Origin of the sequence: Lentzea sp. NPDC060358 (genome assembly GCF_042725365.1) — a bacterium.
Lineage (GTDB): Bacteria > Actinomycetota > Actinomycetes > Mycobacteriales > Pseudonocardiaceae > Lentzea.
The window spans coordinates 1-15150 of record NZ_JBHXCW010000094.1 but is presented as its reverse complement, the minus strand read 5'-3'; the positions used below and the strand labels follow the sequence as shown (position 1 = coordinate 15150).

The following is a 15150-nucleotide window of genomic DNA, read 5'->3' as shown; positions in this document are numbered from 1 at the left end:
TTAGGTCAGTGAACCCACGTCCACCTAACTTGTCAACCCCGGTTTAAAGGGTTAGATTTTCGGGGTGACGCCTGACCAGGAGCTCCTGCTCGACCTCCTGAACACCACACCGGTGCTCGCGGGGACACCCCGCGACGAACTGTCCGATGTGGACTCGGGGCGCGCGTGGCTCGCGGCCCGCGGCCGAACCGCGTCGACCGGCGAGCTGCGCACGCTGCGCGAGGTCCGCGCGGTGCTGCAGGACGTCGTGCGGGGAGAGGCGCCCGCCCGGGAGCTGGCCCCGTACCTGGAAGGGGTCGCCTACCGCCCGTCGCTCACGGACGAAGGCCTCGAATGGCGGCTGGAAGCACCGCGGCACGGCGAGGCGGCGGCCCGCGTCGTGCTCGCCTGGGACGAGCTGCGCACGTCGGCGCCGAACCGGCTGCGGCCGTGCGAGAACACCGAGTGCAGGCTGTTCCTGCTCGACCGGAGCAAGGCCAACCGCGCCCGCTGGTGCTCGATGACGACGTGCGGGAACCGCATGAAGGCCCGCCGCCACTACGAGCGGACCCGCCCGGCACCTCAGCCGTAACGGCCGGCCAGCACCTTCCCGATCGCGGCCAGCTGCGCGCGCACCTCCGGCGGCCCGGTCACCTCGATCCAGTCGACCATCCCGGCGAGCTCACCGGCGAGCGCCTGCGCGTTGTAGCCGCGCACCACCACCGCCACCCGGCCGTCCTCGGTGGACCCGCGCACCTCGAGCCGGTCGCCGACCGACATCCGCAGCCGCGACACCTCGTGGGCCCGGCACACCGCCTGGACCTCGAGGGGCGTCCGCCGCCGGTCCACCTCGTCGGCGATCTCCCGCCAGCTCCGCGCGAGGTCGAACCCCGGCGGCCGCCGCACCGGATCACCGGTCGGGCCGGCCGACGAGACCCGGTCGACCCGGAAGCTTCGCCGGCCGGCCCCGGTCCCGGCGACGAGGTACCACCGGTGCCCCTTGGCCACGATGCCCAGCGGGTCGACCGTCCGGACGGTTTCGGCGCCCTCGCCGTCGACGTAGCCGAGCCGCACCCGCACACCGCGGATCACCGCGTCCTGCAGCGCGTCGAGGAGAGGCGGGCGCGGACCGCCGACCCGGCTGCTCCCCCACCGCTGCGGGTCCACCACCAGCGACGACGCCGCGGCCTCCGCCTCCCCGCGAAACGGCTCCGGCAGGGCCTGCACGAGCTTGCGCAGCGCCGCCCTCACCGCGGGCGTGGAAGCCTGCCCGACGGCCAGGAACAGGGCGCGGGCCTCGGGAGCGGTGAGGCCGGACAGGTCCGTGCGCGCGCCGCCCACCAGGCGCCAGCCGCCGCCCCGGCCCTGCACGGAGTACACGGGCACGCCGGCCGTGGCCAGGGCGTCGAGGTCCCGGCGCGCCGTGCGCTCGGAGATCTCCAGCTCCCTGGCCACCTCCGCCGCGGTCACCCGCTCGCGGCGTTGCAGCAGGAGGAGGACGGCCACCAGCCGATCGGTTCCCACCCCGGCAACACTGCCACGAAAACCGGTCATGAGATGGCCTGTTTCGTCCGCAGGATGACGGCATGATCTCCGAGAACCACTTCCCCGAGCCCACGCTCATCCCCGTCAACGGCGTCGAGCTCGAAGTCTTCGAAGCCGGGCGGGAGAACGCGGGGAACCCGATCGTGCTGTGCCACGGCTGGCCGGAGCACGCGATCTCGTGGCGCCACCAGGTGCCGGTGCTCGCGGCGGCGGGGTACCACGTGATCGTCCCGAACCAGCGCGGGTACGGGAACTCGAGCTGCCCGGCCGAGGTCGCGGACTACGACATCGCGCACCTGACGGGTGACCTCGTCGCGCTCCTCGACCACTTCGGCTACGCGGACGCCACCTTCGTCGGCCACGACTGGGGCGCCAACGTCGTCTGGGGACTGGCGCTGCTGCACCCGAGCCGGGTGACCAGGGTGGTCAACCTGAGCCTGCCCTACCTCGAACGCGGCGAACGGCCGTGGCTCGAGGTCCTGGAAGAGGTGTTCGGCAGCGACTTCTACATGGTCCACTTCACCCGGCGGCCCGGCGTCGCGGACGCCGTGTTCGACGAGCACGCCGCCCGGTTCCTGCGCAACGTCTTCCGGAAGAACGCACCACCCCTGTCCGGCTCGTTCCTCGAACTCGCACAGGCGGAGACGCCGCTCGGCGATCCGGTGATGAGCGAGGACGAGCTGGCCGTCCTCGTCTCCGCGTTCACGAGGACGGGTTTCACCGGCAGCCTGAACTGGTACCGCAACCTCGACCGCAACTGGCACCTGCTGGCGGACGCGGACCCGGTCATCCGCAAGCCGGCGCTGATGGTCCACGGGGACCGGGACGCGGTCGCGAGGTCCGCGAACCTCGACCGGTTCGTGCCCGGCGTGGACGTCGTCAGCCTGGACTGCGGCCACTGGATCCAGCAGGAGGAGCCGGAGAGGCTGAACCGGACGATCCTGGAGTGGTTGCGGCTCAACGAAGTCCAGAGCCTGCCCGGTGGGTCTCGTCCGCGGTAGTCGCGGACCCACGGGCCAGGCCCTAGGTTTCCAGGGCGGCGGCGAAGCGCTGCGCGACCACCGCCACCGCGGCGCGCAGCTCGTCCCCGCCCACCACCCGGAAGCCGAACGGCACGGCCGCCAGCCATTCCTGCGCGTACATGGCCGGGTTGCTGGTGCTGCCGCGGAGCACGCACCCGTCCCCCATCGGTTCGAGCCGGCCCATGGGGGACGGGATCCACGGCGCGACCTCGGCCGCCGGGGCGTCGAAGACGACGTGCGCGGGGAACTTCCAGCCCGAGCCCAGGTGCTGCTCCAGCGCCGCGACGGGGTCGAGGTCGCCGGGCGGTGCGCACTCGTGGCCGGTCTGCGCGGCCGCGCGGACCCGGTCGATCCGGTAGGCGCGGACCGCGTCCGCGCGGTGGCAGTGGCACAACAGGTACCAGCGCCCGTGGCGGACCACGACCGCCCACGGGTCCACTTCGGACTCCCAGGCGTTGCCGCTCTCGCTGCGGTAGGCGATCCGCACCCGGCGCCGGGCGGCGACGGCGGCGACCAGGGCGCTCGTGACGGCGGGGTCCGTGCCGGCCGACCGCCGGTCCGGCGCGGCCTTGGCGTGCTCGCGCAGGGTGGCCGCCTGGTGGCGGACGTGGTCGGGCAGCGCCTCGACGACCTTGCCGAGCGCCGTGCCGACCGGGTCGTCGGCCTCGGTGGCGGCCGGGCGCCCGTCGAGCGCCGCCATGACCAGGCCCAGCGCCTCGGCCCTGGTGAACACGATCGGCGGCAGCTTCGTGCCGCGGCGCAGCCGGTAGCCGCCGTGCGGGCCCCTCACCGACTCCACCTCGACACCGGCCTCGCGCAGGATGCCGACGTAGCGGCGGGCGGCGCGTTCGGTGACGCCCAGCCGCTCCGCCAGCTGGCCGGCGGTCGTGCCGGGACGCGTCCGGAGGATCTCGAGCGCGCGCAGCGCCCTGGCGGTGGGGCTGACGTCGCTCGGCACCCCGGCAGGCTAGGAGATCGCCGCGGGAACCGGAAGCCGATCGTCCGGAATCGGCCCTAGCGTGGGCGCGGACCGCGGCGACCGGCCGCGCGGAAGAGGGAGAACAGTTCGTGGACATCCTGCTCATCGCGGGTCTGTGGCTCGACGGGTCCGCGTGGGACGGCGTCGTGCCGCGACTCCGGTCGCTCGGTCACCGGCCCGTGCCGCTGACCCTGCCCGGCCAGGGCGACGGCTCCACCTCCGCCACGCTCGACGAGCAGGTGGCGGCCGTGCTCGCCGCCGTGGACGCGGCCTCCGGCGAGGTCGTGGTGGTCGGGCACTCGGCCGCCTGCTCGCTGGCCTGGCTGGCCGCGGACGCGCGCCCGGACAAGGTCGCGAAGGTCGTGCTCATCGGCGGTTTCCCGGTCGGCGACGGGAAGTCCTACGCCGACTTCTTCGAGCTGCGGGACGGCGTCATGCCCTTCCCCGGCTGGGAACCGTTCGACGGACCGGACTCGGCCGACCTCGGCGAGGAGGCCAAGCGCGCGTTCGCCGCCGCCGCGATCCCCGTTCCCGAAGGGGTGGCCACGGGTGTCGTGCGGCTCACCGACGAGCGGCGCTTCCAGGTCCCGGTCGTGGTCGTCTGCCCCGAGTTCACCCCCGCGCAGGCGCGGGAGTGGATCGACGCGGGCGACGTGCCGGAGCTCGCCCGGGCCGAACGGCTCGACCTCGTCGACATCGACTCGGGCCACTGGCCCATGCACACCAGGCCCGACGAGCTCGCCCGGCTGCTCGTCTAGTGTCACCACACCCCGGCGAGGGTTCACGGTCGCCGCGCTAGACGTCGATGTGCGCGCCCATGATGACCGTGCGGTCCTTGGGCAGGCCGAAGTGCTCGGCGGCGTCGGCCGTGATGTAGGACGTGGCCACGAACAGCCGCTTCCGCCACCCCGCCATCGTGTGCGCCCGGCCGCGCTGCAGCTCGATCTTCGACAGGAAGTAGCGGGCCTCGCCGAGGTCCAGCGCGCCCTCGGTGCGTGAGGGGTCGACCAGGGCCAGCGCGGCCGGCACGTCCGGCGTCTCCATGTACCCGAAGCGCGCGCTCACGTGGATGATGCCGTCGTCGGTGTACCCGAGCTCGTCCACCTCGACCCGCCGCTCCGGGGGCACGCGCGGGACGGGCTCGGTCTCGATGGACACGATGACGACGCGTTCGTGCAGCACGTGGTTGTGCTCCACGTTCGCGCGCATCGCCAGCGGCGCGGTCTCCTTGCCGCGGTTGAGGAACACCGCGCAGCCGGGCACCCTGGTGAGCCGGCGGGAGTGCAGCTCCTCGATGAACGCCTGCAGCGAGCCCTCGGCCTCGCGGCGGGCCTTCGTGACGATCGCGCGGCCGCGCTGCCACGTCGTCATGACGGTGAACGCGGTCAGGCCGATCAGCAGGGGCAGCCAGGCGCCGTGCAGCAGCTTGGTCAGGTTGGCCGCGAGGAAGAGCAGGTCCACGCCCAGCAGCACGACGGCGCCGAGGCCGATCGCCCACGCCGGCGCGCCGAACTTCCAGCGCGCCAGGAACAGGAACAGCGACGTGGTGATGGTGATCGTGCCGGTGACGGCCATGCCGAACGCGAACGCGAGCGCGGCGGACGTGCGGAACGCGAACACCAGGGTGAGCACCGAGACGAGCAGCACCCAGTTGATCCACGGCACGTAGATCTGGCCGATCGTCGACTCCGACGTGTGCGCGATCCGCAGCCGGGGCAGGTAGCCGAGCTGCGCCGCCTGCGAGGCCACCGAGTAGGCGCCGGTGATCACCGCCTGCGACGCGATGACCGTGGCCATCGTCGCCAGCACCACCATCGGCCACCGGCCCCACTCCGGCACGAGCAGGAAGAACGGGCCGCTGACGTTGGCCTGGTCGTCGAGGATCAGCGCGCCCTGGCCGAGGTAGCTCAGCACGCACGCCGGAAGGACGAGGAAGAGCCAGCCGCGTGCGATCGCCGGGCGGCCGAAGTGGCCCATGTCCGCGTACAGGGCCTCGGCGCCGGTCACCGCCAGCACGACCGCGGCCAGCGCGAAGAACGCGATGCCGAAGTTGCCGAACAGGAAGCCGAGCGCGTACGTGGGCGACAGCGCCTTGAGGATCTCCGGGTGGCTCGCGACCCCGCCGATCCCGGCGGCGCCGATGGCGGTGAACCACAGGATCATCACCGGCCCGAAGAACCGCCCGACGGCCGCGCTGCCCCGGCGCTGCACCAGGAACAGCCCGATGATGATCACCGCGGTGATCGGCACGACGAACCGCTCCAGCTCCGGCTCGACGACCTTCAGGCCCTCCACGGCGGACAGCACCGAGATCGCCGGGGTGATCATGCTGTCGCCGAAGAACAGCGCCGCGCCGAAGATGCCCAGCGCCGCGAGCGTGGCCGCGGCGTTGCGCCCCTGCTTGGCCTTCCACCGGCGCAGCAGGGTGATGAGGGCCATGATGCCGCCCTCTCCGTCGTTGTGGACGCGCATCGCGAGCAGCACGTAGGTGACGGTCACGACGATCATCACCGACCAGAAGATCAGCGACACGACCCCGTAGACGTTGTCGACGCTCACCGGGACCGGGTGCGGGTCGGCCGGGTTGAACACCGTCTGGATCGTGTAGATCGGGCTGGTGCCGATGTCGCCGAACACGACCCCCAGGGCCCCGACCACCACCGCCAGCCGCACGGTGTCGTGCGCGAGGGCCCGCTTCGACGGCGCCTCGGAAACCTGCTGCTCGGACACGTCCGCAAGATAACCGCGAGTCGGTCCCCGCGCTGAGCACCGGCGGGTGATCTTTACGCGTTCCTGACGCCGGCCCCGCCCGGGCCACCTTTGACACACCCATACCCCCCTGGGGTATAAAGACGGGGAGTCCACCGCTCCCCCGGCAGCACCGGCCGGCCGCGCGGTGGCCCGACGAGGAGCGAGACGTGCACGGCTACGCCGGGAACAAGACCGCCCACCTGCGCCGCCTGCGAAGGATCGAGGGCCAGGTCCGCGGCGTGCAGCGGATGATCGAGAGCGACGAGTACTGCATCGACGTGCTCACCCAGATCTCCGCGGCCACTCGGGCGTTGCAGGCGGTCTCACCGAGGTTGCTCGACGAGCACCTCCAGCACTGCGTGAGCCAGGCCGTCAGCGAGGGCGGGGACACGGCCGACGCGAAGATCGCGGAGGCCAGTGGCGCCATCGCACGCCTGGTCCGCTCCTGAACCGAGGAGAAGACCTGTGAAGACCGGGTACAAGGTCGCGCTCTACGGCGCGGCGCTGGCCGTCGTCTTCGGTGGCACGTGGGCCGCGGGAGCCGCCGCGGGACCGCCACCGACGACCGAGGCCCCCAGCACCGAGACCCACGGCACCGAAGCCCACGGCACCGAGCCGCGGCACGGCGGGCACGAGTCCGCACCGGCGGCAGTCCCGCCGGGGCTGTCGTCGTCGGAGAACGGCTACACGCTGCCCCTCACGCCGGACAGCTCGCTGAGCTTCGCCATCGCCGGGCCGGACGGCAAGCCCGTCACGAGGTTCGCCGTGGATCACGAGAAGCGCCTGCACCTGATCGTCGTCCGCCGCGACGGGTCGCACTTCCGGCACGTCCACCCGGAGATGGCGCCGGACGGCACGTGGTCGGTGCCGCTGACGCTGCCCGACGCCGGCAGCTACCGGGTGTTCGCCGACTTCAAGCCGGAGGGCGGTCCCAAGACGACGCTCGGCGCCGACGTCGAGAAGGCGGGCGACTACCAGCCGCGACGCCACGAGACCAGCCGCACGTCCACCGTCGACGGCTACGAGGTGACCCTCGACGGGGAGCTGACCGCCGGCAAGGCGTCGGCCGTCACCATCGCCGTCGCGAAGAACGGCAGGCCGGTGACGGACCTGCAGGACCACCTCGGGGCGAAGGGCCACCTCGTCGCGTTGCGCGCGGCCGACCTGGCCTACCTGCACGTGCACCCGGACCAGGGCGCCGGGGTGAAGTTCGCGGTCGAAGTGCCGACGGCCGGGAAGTACCGGCTGTTCCTCGACTTCCGGCACGAGGACGTCGTCCGCACCGCCGAGTTCACGCTCACCACCACCGGCGCGCACGAGGAGGACGGTCATGGCCACTGACACCATCGAGCTCTCCATCGGCGGCATGACCTGCGCGTCCTGCGCCGCGCGGATCGAGCGCAAGCTCAACCGGCTGGACGGCGTCGAGGCGACCGTCAACTACGCCACTGAGAAGGCCCGCATCAGCTACGCGGGCGGCCTCACCCCCGCCGACCTGGTCGAGGTCGTCGAGAACACCGGCTACACCGCCGAACTGCCCGCCGCGACACCGGAACCCGTCGAGGACGACCCGGCGCGCACTCTCCGGCACCGGCTGATCACGTCGGCCGTGCTGTCCGTGCCGGTGGTCGTGCTCGCGATGGTGCCCGCGCTGCAGTTCACGTACTGGCAGTGGCTGTCGCTGGCACTGGCCGGACCGGTCGTCACCTACGCCGCGTGGCCGTTCCACAGGGCGGCGTGGACGAACCTGCGGCACGGCGCCGCCACGATGGACACGCTGATCTCCCTGGGCGTCGGCGCGGCGTTCCTGTGGTCGCTCTACGCGCTGTTCCTGGGCACCGCGGGCATGCCGGGCATGACGCACGGGTTCACGTTCACCGTGGAGCGGACGTCCGGGGCCGGCAACCTCTACCTCGAGGTCGCGGCGGGCGTCACGACGTTCATCCTGGCCGGGCGCTACTTCGAGGCGCGGTCCAAGCGGCGCGCGGGAGCGGCGCTGCACGCCCTGCTCGAACTGGGCGCCAAGGACGTCGCGGTCCTGCGGGGCGGCGAGGAGGTCCGGGTCCCGACCGCCGACCTGCGCGAAGGCGACCGGTTCGTCGTGCGGCCGGGCGAGAAGATCGCCACGGACGGCGTCGTCGAGGAGGGCGGCTCGGCGGTCGACGCGAGCATGATCACCGGCGAGTCCGTGCCGGTCGAGGTGCGGCCGGGCGACGCCGTCGTGGGCGCCACGGTCAACGCCGGCGGGCGGCTCGTCGTGCGGGCCACCCGGATCGGCGCGGACACGCAGCTCGCGCGGATCGCGGAGCTCGTCGAGCAGGCGCAGAACGGCAAGGCCGCCCTCCAGCGCCTCGCGGACCGGATCTCGGCGGTGTTCGTGCCGGTCGTGATCGCGCTCGCCGTCGGCACGCTGGGCTTCTGGCTCGGCACGGGCGGGGGCACCGGTGCCGCGTTCACCGCCGCGGTGGCGGTGCTGATCATCGCCTGCCCGTGCGCGCTGGGCCTCGCCACGCCGACCGCGCTGCTGGTCGGCACGGGCCGGGGCGCCCAGCTCGGCATCCTGGTCAAGGGGCCGGAGGTGCTGGAGTCCACCCGCCGCGCCGACACGGTGGTGCTCGACAAGACGGGCACCGTCACGGCCGGCCGGATGAGCCTGGTGAGCGTGCACACCGCCGAGGACGAGGACACCGTTCTGCGGCTGGCGGGGGCGGTGGAGAACGCCTCGGAGCACCCGATCGCGCGGGCCGTCGCGCAGGCCGCGGGCGAGGTGCCCGAGGTCGTGGACTTCCGCAACGTCGAGGGTCTCGGCGTGCAGGGCGTGGTCGAGGGCCACGCGGTGCTGGTCGGCCGGGAGAGCCTGCTCGCCGGCCGGGGCATCGCGCTCGGCGACGACCTGGCCGGGGCCAAGCGGGCCGCGGAGCAGCGGGGACGCACGGCGGTGCTGGTCGCGTGGGACGGCGAGGCGCGGGCCGTGCTCGTCGTCGCGGACACCGTCAAGCCGACCTCGCGGGAGGCGGTCGCCGGGCTGCGCGCGCTCGGGCTGCGCCCGGTGCTGCTGACCGGCGACAACGAGGCGGCGGCGAGGGCCGTGGCCGCCGAGGTCGGCATCGACGAGGTGATCGCCGGGGTGCTGCCCGCGGGCAAGGTCGACGTCGTCAAGCGCCTGCAGGACGAAGGACGGGTGGTCGCGATGGTCGGCGACGGCGTGAACGACGCCGCTGCGCTCGCCCAGGCCGACCTGGGCATCGCGATGGGCACCGGCACGGACGCCGCGATCGAGGCGAGCGACCTCACGCTGGTGCGCGGCGACCTGCGGGCCGCCGTGGACGCGATCCGGTTGTCCAGGCGCACGCTCACCACGATCAAGGGCAACCTGTTCTGGGCGTTCGCCTACAACGTCGCGGCGCTGCCGCTGGCCGCGCTGGGCCTGCTCAACCCGATGATCGCGGGTGCCGCGATGGCGTTCTCGTCGGTGTTCGTGGTGAGCAACAGCCTGCGGCTGAGGGCCTTCCGCTGACACGACCCTCACGGGCGGTTTCGTAGCCTCGGCACAGCGGTCCCCGACGAGAAGGAGCGGTTGTGCCGAGGTTCGCCCTGGTCGTGGCGTTGCTGACAGCGCTGGCGGCGTGCACCTCGACCCCACCACCCGCGCCGGTCCCGGCGCCGGCGTCGAGCAGCGCCCCGCCCGCGCAGGCGAAGAAGGTCCACCTGTCGCTCGGCGACTCCTACGCCACCGGCTTCGCGCCGGGCAGCAAGAACACGAGCTTCGCCCAACTCGTCGCCGACCAGGCGGGTCTCGACCTCGTCAACCTGGCGTGCGACGGCTACACCTCCGCCGACCTCGCGGCCAAGCCGGCGTGCGGCGGGAGGGCCGGGGGCAAGACCCAGCTCGACGCCGCCGTCGAGACTCTCCGGGGCGGCGGGGTGGACCTGGTCACCATCGTCATCGGCGGCAACGACCTGACGCCGTGCGCGATCGCCCAGGACCCGGTGGAGTGCGCGACCAGGACCGTCGCCGGCGTCCAGACCAACGTCGCGGGCGTGCTGACCGAGCTGCGCGAGGCCGCGCCCGACGTGAAGATCGTCGGCCTGACCTACCCGGACGTGTTCCTCGGCGCGTGGGTCAACCCGACGTTCCCCAACGGCAAGAACCTCGCCCGCCTGTCGGTCACGATGTTCCAGGACTTCAACTCGCGCATCGCCGCCCAGTACGAGAGGTTCGGCGCGAAGTTCGCCGACGTCACGAAGGCGACCGGCGGCTACGGCGCGCTGACCGAGCTGACCCAGGACCCGAAGTACGGCCAGATCCCCGGCTCGGTCGCCACGGTGTGTTCGCTGACCTACTTCTGCGACCGCACCGACGTGCACCCGACGCCCGCCGGTCACCAGGCGATCGCGGACGCCGTCACGGCGGCGAGCCGGTGAGCGGCGAGCGGAAGTTCCACGTCCCGGCGCCGAGTTGGTGATCTCGGGTCGAACCAGGGCAGGATCATGCCCGTACAACCCGAAGAACCCTGTCCTGCGACCGCCGCAGCCGACAGGCTTCGGAACCGTTGCCGCAGCGAGGAAGTGACGATGACCGTGCTCCCGCACAGCACCGATGCCCTGCACCGGCTCAGCGATGCCGTGGACGGGTTCCTGCGCAGTGAGAAGGAGTTCAACCTCGCCGATCCCTCCGCCAACGCGCTCGTCGGCGGCCGTTTCCGCACCCTCGGCAACCAGATCGGGGCCGCCGCGCTCGCGGGCGTGCCCGACGAGGACATCGCCGCGGTCGTGCAGCCCGCGCGGTCGGCCTGCGCGCGCTCGCCGCTCAAGCGCGACGAGAACGAGTGGACCCGCGGCTACCCCAGCGACTACCGGCTGGTCGAGCACGTGCTGGCGCAGGCCAACGGCGGCACCCCGGGCACCCTGGGCTGGCACGTCGAGGCCCAGTTGCAGGGGTCGGCCCTGGCCCAGCAGCTGCGCAACCGCGTGATGCACCAGACGCGGCTGATCGGCGACTGCCTCACCGCGCCCCGCAACGGCCCGCGGACGATCCTGGTCGTCGACGCCGGCACGGCGCCCGACCTGCGCGCCCTCCCGGCGAACATCGTGCGGCCCGGCGACCGGTTCGTGCTCACCGACGTCGACCCGGACGCGCTGGAGCTCGCGCAGAAGCGGCTCGGCCCGCTCACCGAGTTCACGACGGTGGTCCCCGGCAACATCTTCCGCGCCGTCACCCAGCTCGCCGAGCTCGGCCCGTACGACCTGGTGCTCGCCAACGGCCTGTACGGCTACCTCAACGACCGCGCGGCCGTGCGGTTCACCGAGGCCGTGATGACCAGGCTCGTGCGGCCGGGCAGCACGTTCTACTTCGCGGGCACGGCACCGGGCAACGAGTTCCGCTGGCCGCTCGAGTTCCTGATGGAGTGGCAGGTGATCGAACGCGACGAGCAGGCCGTGCGGGCGTTGCTGCCGGGCTGCGACGTGTCGGTCGGTCACGACCAGACGGGTCTGGCGCTGCTGACGCACGTGCGGGTGCACTGACCGCGCACGAGGTGCTCAGCGCAGGCCGTGGGCGACGCGGGTCACGAAGGCGGCCAGCCGGTCCGGCGTGAACCTGTCCGGCTCGGTCAGCACCAGCCGGCCGGCCATCTCCGCCAGCGCGAGCATCGCGTGGCCCAGCAGGTCCGCGTCGAGGCCGGCCGGCCCGCCGAGCTCCTCCAGGCCCAGTGCGGCGAGGGTCTCGACCTGGGCCAGGACGCCCGCGCGGACCAGTGCGACCTGGGCGCGGAACTCGGCGGGCGTGCCCTCGGGCGGCAGGAGCACCAGCCGCCAGCGGTCGGGGGCATCGACCACGGCGTGCACGAAGACGCGGACGGCGTCGGCGAAGGCGTCGTCCGGTGCGCGGGTGGCGAAGCCGGTGGGCAGGGCGGCGGCCACCTGCTCGGTGGCGCGGGCGGCCTCGCGGTCCAGCAGGGCGCTGATCAGGCCGGCGCGGTTGGCGAAGAGGTCGTAGAGCACGGGCTTCGTGACCTGCGCCCGCTTGGCGACCGACTCCATCGTCACCGCGTCGAAGCCCGCCGGGATGAGCTCCAGGGCGGCGTCCAGCAGCTGCTCGCGGCGCTGCTGCGGGGGCAGGCGGGGAGCGTACTTCCGGCGCGTTGTGCTCACCGGCCCATATTGCTACGGTGGCGTAGCTTTCACAAAGCTACTCATGCGTAGCAGGGTGGGCCGACGGCATGCGGATCTGCGCGGACAGGCCCAGCGGCGACCGGCCCGTCTTGGAGGACTCGTGAAGGTGCGTTCCGGGGAAGTCGAGCTCGCCGTGCAGGTGCGCGGCACGTCCGGGCCGGTCGTGGTGCTGGTCCACGGGTACCCGGACACGCACGCCGTGTGGGACCGCGTGGCCGCGTTGCTGGAGAACGACTTCCGGGTCGTCACCTACGACGTGCGCGGCGCCGGCGCGTCGACCGCTCCGTCCACTGAGGACGGTTACCGGCTGGAGCACCTGGCGCGCGACCTGTTCGCGGTGATCGACGAGGTCAGCCCGGACGAACCGGTCCACCTCGTCGGCCACGACTGGGGCTCGGTCCAGGCGTGGGAGGCGGTGACGACGCCGGGCGCGCGGATCGCGACGTTCACCTCGATCTCCGGCCCGTGCCTCGACCACCTGGGGCACTGGTCGCGGCGCGGTCTGTCGGTCGCCCGCGTCAAGCAGCTCTTCCGGTCCTGGTACATCGGCCTGTTCCTCCTGCCCGTGGTCGCTCCGCTGATCTGGCGCCTCTACCTGGCGCGCCGCTGGGGTGACGTGCTGCGCCGCGCGGAGGGCGTGCGCACGACACCGGCGCCGACCATCGCCTCGGACGCGGTGAACGGGATCTCGTTGTACCGCGCCAACATCCGCCAGGTGATGGGCGCGCCACGGGAGCGCGTCGCGCCCATGCCGGTCCAGGTGGTCCAGCCGACGCGCGACCGCTACATCCGCACCGAACCGCTCGACCTCGAACGCTGGGTGCCGGCGCTGAGCCGCCGCCGCATCGCCGCGGGCCACTGGGCGCCGCTGAGCCACCCGGAACCGCTCGCCCGCATGATCGGCGAGTTCGTCGCCGGCTCCACTCCCCCGCGTCCGCTCGTCGTGATCACCGGTGGTGGCAGCGGCATCGGCAAGGCGACGGCGGTGGCGTTCGCGAAGACCGGCGCGCGGGTCGTGGTGTCCGATGTGGACTTCGCGTCGGCGGAGAAGACGGCCGCGTTGACCGGCGGCCACGCCTACGAGGTCGACGTGCGCTCCGAGGAGGCGGTGCGCGCCTGGGCGCGGCGGGTCGCCGACGAGCACGGCGTGCCGGACGTGGTCGTGAACAACGCCGGCATCGCGCACTCCGGGTCGTTCCTGTCGACGTCCGGTGAGCAGTGGAAGCGCGTGCTCGACGTGAACCTGTGGGGCGTCATCCACGGGTGCCGGGCGTTCGGCGAGCTGATGGTGCAACGCGGCGAGGGCGGCCACATCGTGAACCTGTCGTCGGTGGCGGCGTACCTGCCGTCGAAGATCCTCTCCGCGTACGCCAGCAGCAAGGCGGCGGTGTTCATGCTGTCGGAGTGCCTGCGGGCCGAACTGGCGCCGCACGCGATCGGCGTCACGGCGATCTGCCCCGGCCTGGTGCACACCAACATCACCGCGACGGCGACGTTCTCCGGCGTCAGCGCGGAGGAGGAACGCCGCAAGCAGACCCGCGCCACGCGGATCTACGCGCAGCGCGGGTTCGGGCCCGAGGGCGTGGCGGCCGAGATCGTGCGCGCGGTGCGCGCCAACCGGCCGGTCGTGCCGGTGACGGTCGAGGCGAAGGCGGCACGGCTGGCGGGGCGGGTCGCCCCCGGCCTGCTGCGCGCCTTCGCCCGGCTCGATCCGAGCTAGCGGTCCGTCCCGCGACCATCGCGGACGACAGGTCTTGGCGGTGCGTCACGCCAGCCACGCCACTAGACCTCGGCGAGCTCCCCGCCGAACGCGGCGGCCATCCTCAGCCACGGCGCGGCCTCGCCGGCGCGGCCCTGCCGCTCCAGCGTCCGCCCGAGCAGCAGGTGCGCGTAGTGCTCGACCGGGCAGCGGTCCACGACCACGCGCAGCGCCGCCTCGGCCTTGCCCAGCTGCGCGGAGTGGTAGTAGGCGCGGGCCAGCAGCAGGTGGAGGTCCGCCTGGAACGGCACCTCCCCGGCGACCTCGGCCAGCAGCGTGGCGGCCTTGGCGTAGTCCTTGGTGTCGAACAGCGCCTTCGCCCGCTCCCACCTGTCGGCGGGAGTCTCCACGTAGCCCGCGTCGAACAGGTGCCGCACGGTCACCCAGCGGTCCGCCGCCACCTCACCGTTCGGCTGGTAGGCGTTGAAGTTGTCCATCGAAAACCTCCTTCCGGTCGCGTACAACGCCGGAAGGCGGGAGTTATTCCAGCAGCCGCAACGGCTCGAACCGGTGGCCGCTCCACAGCAGCCGTGACGTCTCCTCCGGGTACGGCACGACCGACGGCGGCACGTCGAAGATCCGCGTCAGGCGTTCGCCCGCCGTGTAGGCGGGCCAGCCGGGGTCGCCGGAGACGGCGAACGACGACCACGCCGTCCGCATCTGCGCGGCCAGGTCGTGGGTGTCCGCCGTGATCTCGCCGAGCACCGCCGACGACTGCCCGCGGCCCTCGTTGCCGAACACCAGCGGCACGTCCATCCCGTGGCACGCCCCGAACGGCCCCGGCGGCTCCCACGTCACCTCGTAGACGAACGCCCGGCCGCCACCGGCGACGTGCGCCTCGGCGAGGTGCAGCGACGGCATCCGGAACAGCCAGTCCGAGCAGACCACCTCGAACAGCTCGCCGGGTCCCAGCGGCGGGTACTCGAGACCGGGGGCGAACC

At 72.9% G+C, this 15150-nt stretch carries 15 protein-coding genes; 9 read left to right on the top strand and 6 right to left on the bottom strand.

Translation table 11 applies throughout. The features are described 5' to 3' along the window. Positions 1–64 precede the first annotated feature (64 nt). Entirely contained in the window at positions 65–571 is a 507-nt protein-coding gene (locus ACFWGZ_RS20865) for a CGNR zinc finger domain-containing protein (RefSeq protein ID WP_382453202.1), read from the top strand. Here ACFWGZ_RS20865 and ACFWGZ_RS20860 read toward each other — a convergent pair. Then, positions 562–1503: a helix-turn-helix transcriptional regulator gene (locus ACFWGZ_RS20860; RefSeq protein WP_382453201.1), complete on the bottom strand. Its 942-nt coding sequence runs from the start codon at positions 1501–1503 to the stop codon at positions 562–564. The two genes, ACFWGZ_RS20865 and ACFWGZ_RS20860, sit on opposite strands and share 10 nt — an antisense overlap. Before the next feature lie 62 nt (positions 1504–1565). On the opposite strand from ACFWGZ_RS20860, the gene ACFWGZ_RS20855 reads away from it, so the two are divergent. Next, positions 1566–2525: an alpha/beta fold hydrolase gene (locus ACFWGZ_RS20855; protein WP_382453200.1), complete on the top strand. Its 960-nt coding sequence runs from the start codon at positions 1566–1568 to the stop codon at positions 2523–2525. Between the two features lie 22 nt (positions 2526–2547). On the opposite strand, the gene ACFWGZ_RS20850 is transcribed toward ACFWGZ_RS20855, so the two are convergent. Continuing rightward, positions 2548–3504, bottom strand: coding sequence for a helix-turn-helix transcriptional regulator (locus tag ACFWGZ_RS20850; RefSeq protein ID WP_382453199.1), 957 nt, complete (start codon positions 3502–3504; stop codon positions 2548–2550). Between the two features lie 110 nt (positions 3505–3614). Here ACFWGZ_RS20850 and ACFWGZ_RS20845 point away from each other — a divergent pair, with 110 nt between their 5' ends. Continuing rightward, positions 3615–4283 carry an alpha/beta fold hydrolase gene (locus tag ACFWGZ_RS20845; protein ID WP_382453198.1) on the top strand — a complete coding sequence of 223 codons (669 nt, stop codon included), beginning with the start codon at positions 3615–3617 and terminating at the stop codon, positions 4281–4283. A 37-nt stretch (positions 4284–4320) separates the two neighbouring features. Here ACFWGZ_RS20845 and ACFWGZ_RS20840 read toward each other — a convergent pair whose 3' ends face one another. Further along, complete coding sequence (locus tag ACFWGZ_RS20840; RefSeq protein ID WP_382453197.1) at positions 4321–6255, bottom strand: potassium transporter Kup; 1935 nt, start codon at positions 6253–6255, stop codon at positions 4321–4323. Positions 6256–6443: 188 nt separating this feature from the next. On the opposite strand from ACFWGZ_RS20840, the gene ACFWGZ_RS20835 reads away from it, so the two are divergent. The 5 genes from ACFWGZ_RS20835 (at position 6444) to ACFWGZ_RS20815 (ending at position 11802) form a co-directional block, all read left to right on the top strand. Further along, positions 6444–6725: a metal-sensitive transcriptional regulator gene (locus ACFWGZ_RS20835; protein ID WP_382453196.1), complete on the top strand. Its 282-nt coding sequence runs from the start codon at positions 6444–6446 to the stop codon at positions 6723–6725. A gap of 16 nt (positions 6726–6741) precedes the next feature. Then, entirely contained in the window at positions 6742–7617 is an 876-nt protein-coding gene (locus ACFWGZ_RS20830) for a hypothetical protein (RefSeq protein ID WP_382453195.1), read from the top strand. After that, positions 7607–9793 (top strand): heavy metal translocating P-type ATPase, encoded by a 2187-nt coding sequence (locus tag ACFWGZ_RS20825; protein WP_382453194.1) that lies wholly within the window; start codon positions 7607–7609, stop codon positions 9791–9793. The genes ACFWGZ_RS20830 and ACFWGZ_RS20825 overlap by 11 nt, the downstream gene beginning before the upstream one ends. Positions 9794–9855: 62 nt before the next feature. After that, the gene (locus tag ACFWGZ_RS20820) at positions 9856–10701 is read left to right on the top strand and encodes an SGNH/GDSL hydrolase family protein (RefSeq protein WP_382453193.1); all 846 of its coding nucleotides are present in this window, start codon (positions 9856–9858) and stop codon (positions 10699–10701) included. Between the two features lie 150 nt (positions 10702–10851). After that, positions 10852–11802: a class I SAM-dependent methyltransferase gene (locus ACFWGZ_RS20815; protein ID WP_382453192.1), complete on the top strand. Its 951-nt coding sequence runs from the start codon at positions 10852–10854 to the stop codon at positions 11800–11802. Positions 11803–11817: 15 nt separating this feature from the next. Here the strand turns inward: ACFWGZ_RS20815 and ACFWGZ_RS20810 are convergent, their stop codons facing one another. Then, entirely contained in the window at positions 11818–12429 is a 612-nt protein-coding gene (locus ACFWGZ_RS20810; RefSeq protein WP_382453191.1) for a TetR/AcrR family transcriptional regulator, read from the bottom strand. Between the two features lie 127 nt (positions 12430–12556). Between ACFWGZ_RS20810 and ACFWGZ_RS20805 the strand changes: the two genes are divergently transcribed. Next, positions 12557–14170, top strand: a complete 1614-nt coding sequence (locus tag ACFWGZ_RS20805) for an SDR family oxidoreductase (RefSeq protein ID WP_382453190.1) — start codon at positions 12557–12559, stop codon at positions 14168–14170. Between the two features lie 62 nt (positions 14171–14232). Here the strand turns inward: ACFWGZ_RS20805 and ACFWGZ_RS20800 are convergent, their stop codons facing one another. Together ACFWGZ_RS20800 and ACFWGZ_RS20795 are read right to left on the bottom strand one after the other, a co-directional pair. Continuing rightward, positions 14233–14646, bottom strand: a complete 414-nt coding sequence (locus tag ACFWGZ_RS20800) for a tetratricopeptide repeat protein (protein WP_382453189.1) — start codon at positions 14644–14646, stop codon at positions 14233–14235. A 43-nt stretch (positions 14647–14689) separates the two neighbouring features. Then, positions 14690–15150, bottom strand: a 461-nt coding sequence (locus ACFWGZ_RS20795; protein ID WP_382453188.1) for a carboxylesterase family protein, incomplete at its 5' end; no start/stop codon positions are given.